Raw genomic sequence first — 10,816 nt, 5'->3', positions numbered from 1 at the left:
CCCTCCCGATGAAGACCTTGCGCCGAGCGGCACCATGCAGGAAAAACCCGGCGGGAGCGGAGCCGCTCCCGCAGAGGGTTTGCCCGGTGGTCACCGCCCCAGCGTGATGTTTTGCGCCATGCCGGCCGTGACACGCACGTAGGTCACAGGGCCGAAGCGGTCCTGGCCTACGGCCCAGCCGTCGTCTTTGGAAGCGCGCAGCGCCTCGACGCCGGCAAAGCCTTCCAGCGCGCGGCCGTTGCTGCTTGCCGACCGCGCCGCATGGCCGTGGAATTTCAGCAGCCAGGAGCGCAGTGCCGGCTTGTAGCTGCCCTGCGGGGCAGCGAGGGCGAAGCTGACGGCGCCGTCCTGCGCCTGCAGTTGCATGGACTGCAGGAAGTAGGCGCCCTGTTCGTAGCCGTAGGTCTTGCCGTCGTCGTCGTAATAGTCGAAGCGGCTGGCGTGGGCGGCAGGGAACAGCTCCACCTCCAGCTCGGTGAGCGGGTGCTGGCCCACGTAATCCATCGGCGGCGCCAGCGGAATGATCGCGCCTTCGCGAACGTACAGCGGGATGTCGCTCCAGCCCTTCGCATCGGCCTGGTGCTCGATGGTCCGGCCGCCGGCGTAGCGCTTGCCGCTGAACCAGTCGGTCCATTCGCCCGCGGGCAGGTAGACCGGCTTGACGGTCTGGCCCTCGTCGACCACCGGCGCCACCAGCAGGCTGTCGCCGAACAGCCAGGCGTCATAGTCGTTGCGCAGGTTGGGATCGGTCGGCCAGTCGAACAGCAGCGGACGGACCAGGCCGATGCCGGTGGCGCGGCGGCGATGCTCGTAGCTGTAGATGTAGGGGATCAGCGACTGGCGCAGGCGGATCGCGTCGGTGGCGGCCTTCTCGGCAACCGGGCCGTAGACCCACGGCTGGCGGTGCTGGCCGAGCTCGCCGTGCACGCGGAACACCGGCGTGAACGCACCGAACTGGATCCAGCGCGCATAGTTCTCGGGACTGGGCGTGCCGCCCTTGAATCCGCCGCCGTCCATGCCCCATTGCATGGCGCCCACGTTGATCGCGCTCAGCATGCGCTGGCGTTGGCCGGCCATGGAAGCGAAGCCGGTGCGGATGTCGCCGGACCACAGGCCGTAGGCGTAGCGCTGCGCGCCCAGGTAGAAATTGCGGTTGAGCGACCACACGCGCAGGTCGGTCATGGCGCGCTGGCCGTCGTACATCGCGCGCTGCATGTCCATGTGCTGCAGGTCGACGGCCACGTCGTCGGCCTCGTCGTTCCACCAGCCGACGATGCCGGTGGCGAAGGAATGCCTGAGCGCATCGTTGAAGAACCAGCGGCGCACCTCGGGCTTGGAGAAATCCAGCTCGCGCACGGTCTTGCCGGAGAAGTAGTCCGGCGCCGCGTCGCTCTGCGCCAGCCAGTAGCCGTGCTCGGTGGCCTCGCGGCCCTCGGCCGTATCGACGTGGATGCGCGGCTTCATGATGCCGGTCAGGTGCACGCCCTGGGCGTCGAGCAGGGTCTTGAGTTTTCCGCTGTCGCCGTCGGGAAACTTGTGCTCGTTCCAGCGGAATTCGCCGCGGTTTTCCTGGCCCCAGGCCTTCCAGTCGAAGTCGAGGGTGAAGTTGTCCAGCGGGATGTGGCGCGAGCGGTAGCCGTGGACGATGTCCAGCAGCTCCTTTTCGTCGATGCCCCACTGGCTGTTGGTGAAGCCCATCGCCCACTTGGGGAACAGCGGGCTGCGGCCGCTGACCTGCGCCAGCGCGCCGAAGACGGCGTGCGGGTCGCCAAGGAACACGTAGTAGTCCAGGCCGCCGTCGAACATGCGCGCGTCGATGCGCGTGTCGCCCAGCGCGATCTGGCCGCCGACGCCGTCGACCAGCACGCCGTAGCCGGCCGTGGTCCACACGAACGGTGCGCCCGCATGGCCCTGTTCGCCCGCGGTGATGGCGCGGTAGCCATCGCGCAGCAAACCGGCCGTAGCGGGCTCCCAGGCGTCGAAGCCGCCGATGCCGTACATCGGCTCGCCCTTGGCGTGGATCAGGCTCAGGCGCCCATGGGCCAGCGAACCCAGCGCGAACTGGCGCAGCAGCGGCGGCTGGCCGGGCAGGCCGATGCGCAGCTCGCCGTGCTGCGCGTCCCATGTCGCATCGAGCTGCGCGGAGTGCAGGTGCACGCCGGCGTCATCGCGGGAGATCTCGGCGGCCGGCGCAGGCGCGGCTTGCGCGGCCGGGTCGATCACGATGGTCGGCGCGGGCGCGTGGCCGGCAGCGCGGTATTGCACGTGCAGGATGCCCGGCGCGGTCAGCTCGACGCGCAGCGCATCGTCGCCCAGCGGAATGTCGAAGCCGGGTGCGGCAGGTGCGAGGGAAGCAGGCTTGGCCAGCGCAGCGTGCGCCCGGGCCTTTGAGAGCGATGCAGCAGGGGAGGAGGGGGACACCAGCAATACTCCGAAAACTAACCACGTGACCGGCCCCGTCGACGCGCGCTTGAGCTTTGTGAAGAGCGCGTGGAGGCGAGCGGAACCGGGGCCATGGTAGGGCTGTCGGCGCAAGTCGCGACAGCCGTATGCATTCGTATTCATCTGTGACATGGCGCGGTTTTCCGATGGTGCGGCGCACGATCCGGTGGCGTGGATGGGCGCATGAAAAACGGACTCGGCCGTACGGCTTCCGATGTTGCGTCCTGTTGCCCGCGAACGTTCTCGACGAGGGGGATTCCCGCCGTTCACTGGAGCACCACCGAAGCGTAGGCGGACAGATGCAGCCGACCGTCAGCGATGCTGGCATCAGGCTGGCTGGCCAGGCGCACCCGGTTGAAGCGCGCGAGCGGGCCGGCCAGCTCCAGCGTCTGCGGCTGGTGCGAAAGGTTGTGCACGACCAGCACGTCATGGCCGGCGTCGGTCAGTTCCCACGCAGCCAGATGCCGGTTGTCCACGGCCGGCACGCGCAGGGCGCCGTCGCGCAGCACCGGCAACGCGCGCCGCCAGCCGATCAGCATGCGGTACCACGCGAGCATCGAGCGGGCATCGTCCTGCTCGGCATCGACCGACACGGCCGGGCCGTCGCCGGCGCTGAAGTCCTTCCAGCGACTCTCCCCGGTGCCGCGCGGGTCGCGGTGCCAGCGCATCGGTTCGCGCAGGTCCGGATCGGGCTTGCGTCCACGCATGCCCAGCTCTTCGCCGTAGTAGACGAACGGCTGGCCGGGCAGGGTGAGCAGCATCGCCGCGGCCAAGCGCATGTGCTGCGGGTTGCCGTCGAGCTGGCTCATCACCCGCTCCTGGTCGTGGTTGGACAGGAACGGTGCATCCCGGCCAGCCGGGATCGAAGCGGCGATGCGCCCGAGCAGATCGTCCAGGCCATGATTGCGCTCGCTGCCGGCGCTGCGGATCAGTTGCGCGGCCAGCGGGAAATCGAACACCGCATCGAGCGAGCCGTACCAGGGCGCCAGCTGTCTGGGGTCGTCGCGGGTCACCTCGCCGACCAGGTAGGCGCCGGGACGCGCCTTGGTCATCGCCGCATGGAAGCTGCTCCACCATGCAAGGTTCCGCTGCAGTATCGCCGGATCGTCCACCTGCTCGGGAAAGTCGGCGTACACGTGCCGGGCCGCATCGAGGCGGAAGCCGTCCACGCCTCGCGCCAGCCAACGCCGGCCGGCATCGGTCACCGCGGCGCGCACGGCGGGCGTGTCGAAGTCGAGATCCGGCATCTCGCCGGTGAAGATGCCCAGGTAATGCTGTCCGCCCAGCGCGTGCCAGGCCTGGCCGCCGGTGGCGCTGGCCGCATGCAGATCGGTATCGGGACCGGCCCAGCTGTACCAGGCGTGGTGCGGGTCCTTCGGGTCGCGCGCGGCAAGGAACCAGGGATGCCGGTCGCTGGTGTGGTTGACCACCAGGTCGATGATCACCTTGATGCCGCGCCGGTGGGCCTCGCGCAGCAGGCGGTCGAAGTCGGCCATCGTGCCGTACTGCGGGTTGATGGCGTCGTAGTCGGTGACGTCGTAGCCGTGGTAGCTGGGCGAGGGGTTGATCGGCATCAGCCAGATGCCGCTCACGCCCAGCGACTGGAGATAGTCGAGCTTCGCGGTGACGCCATTGAGGTCGCCGATGCCGTCGCCGTCGGTGTCGTACCAGGCGCGTACGAAGATCTCGTACCAGACGCCGGAGGTCGCCGACGCCATGGTGGCAGGCGAGGATGCGGCCGCGGCGGCGGAAGGCGCGGAACCGGCCAGCGCGATCAGGGCGAAAAGCAGGGATGTAGCGATGCGTCGGATCATGGCTCGCCCTCGGTCATGCGTGGCACGCCGCGGCGTCATGCGGCGAGGCTGCCGGCCGCGCGTGCCACGAATTCGTGGTGCGGCGGCAGCATGTTCTTTGCGCGGCCGACCAGGGTACGGACGTCGGCGAGGAAGCCGTCCAGCTGCCCTTCGGTCAGCGCGTCGGCCAGCGGGTGGTGGTGCTGGGGTTCGATGCGCTGGCCCAGCAGCACCTGGACCCAGCCGGTCTCGGCGAACAGCTCGTCGCCCTCGCGGAAGACCATGCCGGTACGGCGGAAAAGGTCGATGCGACGCGCCAGCGACGGTGGTATCTCCATCGCGCCGCATTGCTTCCAGAACGGCGTGTCGGTGCGCTCGGTGGCCTTGTAGTGCAGGATCAGGAAATCGCGCACGCGCTCGTATTCGAAACGGGTCTGACGGTTGTACTCGTCCGCCAGCTGGCGGTCGCAGTGGCGGTCGGGGAACATGGCCAGCAGGCGGCTGACGCCCGATTGCACCAGGTGGATGCTGGTCGATTCCAGCGGCTCCATGAAGCCGGCCGCCAGGCCCAGCGCAAGGCAGTTACGGTTCCACGCCAACCGGCGCATGCCGGTGACGAAGCGCAGCGGGCGCGGGTCGCCCAGCGGCTCGGTCTCCAGGTTCGCCAGCAGTTGCGCGGCCGCTTCGTCGTCGCTGAGGAAGCGGCTGCAGTAGACGTGGCCGTTGCCGGTCCGGTGGCGCAGCGGGATGCGCCACTGCCAGCCGGCGGTGCGCGCGCTGGCCTGGGTGTACGGGCGCATCGGGCCGCCCGGGGCGCTGCCGATCGCCAGTGCGCGGTCGCAGGGCAGCCAGTGCTGCCAGTTCTCGTAGCCGGTGTTCAGCGCGCCCTCGATCAGCAGGCCGCGGAAGCCGGAGCAGTCGATGAAGAAATCGCCTTCGACGACCTGTCCGTCGGCCAGCTGCAATGATTCGATGAAGCCGTCGCCGGCGCGCAGGCGCACGTCGGTCACCTTGCCCTCGATGCGTTGCACCGCACCCGGTGCGATGTGTTCGCGCAGGTACTGGGCGTAGCGCGAGGCGTCGAAGTGGTAGGCGTAGCGGATGCCGCCGATCGGACTGTCCGGCACGGTTTCCAGCGGCGCGAAGCGGTTCTCGGCGGCGGCTGCGGCATTGAGCGAATACGCCCACAGCCCCGGCGCGCCCGCGCGGCTGCGGCTGCGCAGCCAGTAATGGTGGAACGGCGCCAGGCCCAGCGGCAGGCCGATGTCGCCGAAGGCGTGCAGGTAGGAGTCGCCGAGCCGGCCGAAGCCGTTGAGCTGCACGCCCAGCTTGTAGGTGCCGTGCACGAAGCGCAGCAGGTCGTCCTCGTCGATGCCTAGGAAACGGTTGATGTGGCGGATCTGCGGGATGGTCGCCTCGCCCACGCCGACGGTGCCGATCTCGGCCGATTCGACCAGGCGGATTGCAACACCGGCTCCCAGGGCCTGCGCGAGCAGCGCTGCCGCCATCCAGCCGGCGGTGCCGCCGCCCACGATCACGACTTGCCGGATGCGCGTGTCGCTCATGCGTCGCTCCTGTCGCTGGATGCCGCCCGGGCTAGCGTGGAGAAAAAAGGCCCCGCCGGAGACACACGGCGGGGCACGGGGAGGTTACTTCTTACTGGAACTTGTACGAGACGCCGATATCGTAGCGGCGCCCGTAGGTTTCCCAGGTCAGCACCTGGCGCGGATCGTTGTTCTGGTAGGTGATGAACTTCTTGTTGGACAGGTTGGAGCCCTGCACGATGAAGGTCAGGCCCTTCAGGCTGCCGCTGTCGAAGCTGTAGCTGACCTGGGCGTCGTAGGTGCTGCCGCCCTTGATGGTCTGCTCGATGCGGGAGGCGCTGATGCCCGACACCTCGCCCAGGAAGCTGGAGCGATAGCTGTCGCTGACGCGGGCCTCGAAGCCGTTGTGCTGGTAGTACAGCGTGCCGTTGGCCACCCACTTCGACAGGCCCGGCACGGTGATCGGCGTGGCGTTGCCGGCGTACACCAGCGAGCTCTTGGTGCGGTTGCCGGTGAGGATCATGCCGAAGCCGTCGAGCACCGGCGTGACCAGGTTGAACGGCATGTTCAACGTGACCTGCGCACCCTTCACGTAGCCGTGGCCATCGTTGGTCGGGCCGGAGACGATGCCCTTGGTGGTGCCCAGCTGGGCCAGCTGCGCCGGCGTCAGGCCGAAGGGCAGGAAGGAGGCGAAGTCGTACAGGTAGGCCGCGTTCGGGTTGATGTAGTCGCTCAACTCGATGAAGTAGCCCGACAGTGCGAAGTAGCCGCCGCCGGCGCGGCACAGGTCCGAGTTCTTCGAGTCGGCCGCATTGCACTCGTAGCCGTCGCCGCCCGAGAAGTAGTGCTCGTAGCTGACGTTGTAGTTGTCGGCCATGGTCGGCGCAAGCTTGGGGTTGCCGCCCGAGGCGCTGAAATACGCCTGGTTCGGGTCGGTCGACTGCAGGTGCGTGATGTTGCCGCTCACCCCGAGGCTGGCGTTCATCTGGTCCATGCGCGGACGGGCCAGGGTGCGGGCGGCGCTGACGCGCAGGTCGTCGTTGTCGGTGAAGCCGAAGATCAGGTTCGCGCTGGGCAGGTAGCGGGTGTAGGTGGTGCTGGCGGTCACCGGGATCAGCTGGGTCTGTCCGCCGGTGACCGAGCTGCCGGGCGCCACGCGTTCGCCGATGCCGCGCTGCGAGGTGCGCTGCGCCTGGATGCCGAAGTTGCCGCGCAGGCTGACACCGGCAAGGGAGGTGTCCAGGTTGAACTGCACGTACGGGGTGAGCGTCTTCTCACGCACCTTCCAGTTGGGCGGCAACGAAAGCGACGAGCCGAAGGTCGGCACCTGCTGCAGCGTGCCGCTGGCGATCAGGTCGAACGGGTTGTAGCAGAGCTGCGAGGCGATGCCCATCCACGCCAGCGGGCTGCAGGCGCTGCCGCTGAAGGGGGCCGTCGTCACGGCGGTGCCGCTGCTCAGGGTGCCGCCGCCCAGGGTCAGGAAGTCCTGGTCGATGTGGTAGGTCTTGTTGCGGGTGCTGTGCGACACGCCGAAGTCGATGGTGGAGAAGGGGCCGCTGGAGAAGCTGCGCTCGACATTCAGGCGCAGGTTGGCGAGGTAGTCGACGGTGTGCGGCGCGTTGATGAAGCCGGCCTGCACCACGCCGTTGCCGCCGCCCCAGCCCTGCGGATCGGTCAGCACCACGCCGTTGGTGTAGTCCAGCGAGGGGTTGACGAAGAACAGGCCGTCGTTGCGCTCGACGAAGCCCAGCGTGTCGGTGGCGCCGTTGGCCGGGGTGTAGCCGGTGCCCGAATAGCTCTCGAGGTTGACGTCGTTGCGGGTGGCGCGCGAGTAGTTGCCGTCGAGGTCGGCAGACCAGTCCTCGTTGATCGTGAACTTGTTGTCCCAGTTGAAGTTGTAGACCCGGGCGCTGGTGCTGTTGTAGTCGTTGCGGATGACCGGCTTGACGTTGCCGTAGGTGCCGCTCTGCACGAAGCCGTTCTGCGCCACGCTGCCGGGCAGCAGCTTCGCGGAGCTCCACCACAGCGGGAACTCCATGCCCTTGGCCTGCTGCACTTCCTTGAAGTTGTCGTAGGTGAGGTCGACGGTGCCGGTGTAGTGCTCGTTCGGCCGCCACTGCACCGTGGCCAGCACGCCACGGCGCTTCATCGTGTCGGAGATGCCGTAGTTCTTCGCGCCGCCGATCACCGCGTTGCCGTCGTTGTCGCTCGGGTAGCCCCACGGCTGCTGGTGCTGGATCTGCGAGGGATTGGATTCCAGGTCCACGCCCAGGGTGACGCCCAGGGTGTGGTTGGCGAACTGGTTCACCCACACGCCGTTGAGGTTGTAGCCCTTGTCGCTGACGCCGGGGCCCTTCGCCAGCTGGGACATGTCGTTCCAGATGTAGTGGGCGTTCACCGCGGCTTCGGGGCCGCTCTTCTCCAGCGGGCGGATGGTGTGCATGTCGACGGTGCCGGTCAGGCCCTGGCCGATCAGCGAGGCCTCCGGGCTCAGGTGCACCACCACGTTGTCGAACCAGCTCGACGGGTATTGGTCGAACTGCACGTCGCGGTTGTTGGACGTGGAAACCTGCTGGCCGCCGTTGACCAGCGCGGTGGAGAAATCCGGGCCCATGCCATGGATGGTCAGCACCTGCGGGCGGCCGCTGACGGTCTGCACGGCGAGGCCGGGCAGGCGGCCGAGCGTGTCGGCGATGCTCACGCCGGGCAGCTTGCCGACCTGTTCGGCGGACACGGCCTCGACGATGCTGCTGGCATTGCGCTTGAGCGCGGTCGAGTTCTCGATGCTGCTGAGGAAGCCGCTCACCTCGACCGCCTGCAGGGTCTTGGTCTTGTCCTTGTCCTTGCGGTCCTTCTTGCTGGTGCTGTCGGCCTGGTCCTGCGGGCTCGCGCTCTGGTCCTGCACCGAGGTGCCCTGGACCGAGCCGGCCGCGGTGGCCGGCGCCGATGCGGCGGCCGCCGTGGAACAGAGTCCGATGCATGCGGTGGCGATCGCCACTGCCAGGATGTTGCGTTCTAGCTGTTTCATTTCCCCTCCGGAAGAACTGCGCGAATGTGCAAGTTGCCTGGCTGATCGCCACTCCCCGATCGCCACGTCTCTCTTGCAGAGTTATCAAGACGTGGCTGGATCATAAGGACGTTGTTTTGATAGCGGCGCAGACCTGCATACGTATTCATAACGTTCTGCGGGTGGGTACTCTTGCAATGCAGCAAAGGGCGCGCCGCCGCGCCGCCTGCACCTCGCCGATCCCAAGCGGAGCGCGCCGTGGCAATGCCTGCACACGCTTGCCGCGGAGCAGGCGCCGGTGTGCAGTACGCACATGCGTGCGCCACTCATGACGCACGCGCAGCACGAATGAATACGTATGCACCGCCGAGGCCGCCTGCGCGGCCAACATTTAAGCTCCCGTGCAACCCTTGACGCCGGGCGCGCATCAGCCATCCCCGGCGAAACCCTGCGAGACAAGCGAATGACCGATGCACCCTGGTGGCGCGGAGCCGTCACCTACCAGATCTATCCGCGCAGCTTTCTGGATACCAACGGCGACGGCGTCGGCGATCTGCCGGGCATCATCGAAAAGCTCGACTACGTGGCCAGCCTCGGCGTCGACGCGATCTGGATCTCGCCCTTCTTCAAGTCGCCGATGGCTGACTATGGCTACGACATCGCCGACTACTGCGATGTCGACCCGATGTTCGGCACGCTGGCGGATTTCGACCGCCTGCTGGCCAAGGCGCACGGCCTGGGCATCCGCGTGATGATCGACCAGGTGCTCAGCCACACCTCGGTGGAGCACGCGTGGTTCCAGGAAAGCCGGCAGAGCCGAGACAATTCCAAGGCGGACTGGTACGTGTGGGCCGACGCGAACGAGGACGGCACGCCGCCGAACAACTGGCTGTCGATCTTCGGCGGTGGCGCGTGGCAGTGGGAACCGCGGCGCGGGCAGTACTACCTGCACAACTTCCTGGCTTCGCAGCCGGACCTCAACTTCCACAACCCCGCGGTGCGCGCGGCGATCCTCGGCTGCGTGCGCTTCTGGCTGGAGCGCGGCGTCGACGGCCTGCGCCTGGACGCGATCAACTTCTGCTTCCACGACGCGCAGCTGCGCGACAACCCGCCCAAGCCGAAGGAGCAGCGCGTCGGTCGCGGTTTCAGCCCGGACAACCCCTACGCCTTCCAGTACCACTGGCACAACAACACCCAACCGGAGAACCTCGCGTTCCTGGCCGAGCTGCGCGCGCTGCTCGACCGCTATCCGGGCACCGTGGCGCTGGGCGAGATCTCTTCGGAAGATTCGCTGGCCACGATGGCCGAGTACACCGAGGCCGGCCGCCTGCACATGGGCTACAGCTTCGAGCTGCTCACCGAGGATTCAAGCGCCGCGCACATCCGCAGCACCGTGCAGCAGCTGGAAGCGCAGATGCGCACCGGCTGGCCGTGCTGGGCGATCTCCAACCACGACGTCGAGCGCGTGCTCAGCCGCTGGGGCGGCAAGGCGAGCGCGCCGGCGCTGGCCAACCTGTTCACCGCCTTGGTCTGCTCGCTGCGCGGCTCGGTGTGCGTCTACCAGGGCGAGGAACTGGGTCTGACCGAAGCAGAGGTGCCCTACGAGGCGCTCAAGGATCCCTATGGCATCGCTTTCTGGCCGCAGTTCAAGGGCCGCGACGGCTGCCGCACGCCGATGCCGTGGAACGGCGCGGAACACGCGGGCTTCAGCCGCGGCGAACCGTGGCTGCCGGTGCCGGCCGAACATCACGCACTGGCGGTGGCGCAGCAGGAAGCCGATCCCGCGTCGGCGCTGCACGGTTTCCGCCGCATTCTGCGGTGGCGCAGCAGCCAGCCCGCGCTGCGCTGGGGCGACATCCGCTTCCTCGACACGCCCGAGCCCGTGCTCGCCTTCCGGCGCAGCCATGCCGGCGAAACGCTGCTGGTCGCCTTCAACCTCGATGAGAACGCGACCGAAACGGAACTGCCGCTCGACGGCCAGTGGCAACCGGTCGAGGGACATGGCCTCCTCCAGGGTTCTTTCGATGGCG

The 10,816-nt window shown here is 67.9% G+C and carries 5 protein-coding genes; 1 reads left to right on the top strand and 4 read right to left on the bottom strand.

The window, feature by feature from the left end; genetic code table 11:
- Nucleotides 1-90 precede the first annotated feature (90 nt).
- From HOQ08_RS09630 to HOQ08_RS09615, 4 genes are all read right to left on the bottom strand, one after another.
- Nucleotides 91-2,421 carry a TIM-barrel domain-containing protein gene (locus tag HOQ08_RS09630; RefSeq protein WP_291193725.1) on the bottom strand — a complete coding sequence of 777 codons (2,331 nt, stop codon included), beginning with the start codon at nucleotides 2,419-2,421 and terminating at the stop codon, nucleotides 91-93.
- Between the two features lie 287 nt (nucleotides 2,422-2,708).
- Nucleotides 2,709-4,256 carry an alpha-amylase family glycosyl hydrolase gene (locus HOQ08_RS09625; protein ID WP_291193722.1) on the bottom strand — a complete coding sequence of 516 codons (1,548 nt, stop codon included), beginning with the start codon at nucleotides 4,254-4,256 and terminating at the stop codon, nucleotides 2,709-2,711.
- Between the two features lie 35 nt (nucleotides 4,257-4,291).
- Entirely contained in the window at nucleotides 4,292-5,800 is a 1,509-nt protein-coding gene (locus tag HOQ08_RS09620) for a tryptophan halogenase family protein (protein ID WP_291193719.1), read from the bottom strand.
- A gap of 91 nt (nucleotides 5,801-5,891) precedes the next feature.
- Nucleotides 5,892-8,807 carry a TonB-dependent receptor gene (locus HOQ08_RS09615; RefSeq protein ID WP_291193716.1) on the bottom strand — a complete coding sequence of 972 codons (2,916 nt, stop codon included), beginning with the start codon at nucleotides 8,805-8,807 and terminating at the stop codon, nucleotides 5,892-5,894.
- A 442-nt stretch (nucleotides 8,808-9,249) separates the two neighbouring features.
- Here HOQ08_RS09615 and HOQ08_RS09610 point away from each other — a divergent pair.
- Nucleotides 9,250-10,816 (top strand): alpha-glucosidase family protein (locus HOQ08_RS09610; protein ID WP_291193713.1); only part of this gene is annotated, 1,567 nt, incomplete at its 3' end.

It is taken from the genome of Frateuria sp. (genome assembly GCF_013362045.1).
Taxonomy (GTDB): domain Bacteria; phylum Pseudomonadota; class Gammaproteobacteria; order Xanthomonadales; family Rhodanobacteraceae; genus Frateuria_A.
The sequence above is the reverse complement of the archived record's forward strand: the minus strand, read 5'-3'. Positions and strand labels throughout refer to the sequence as shown.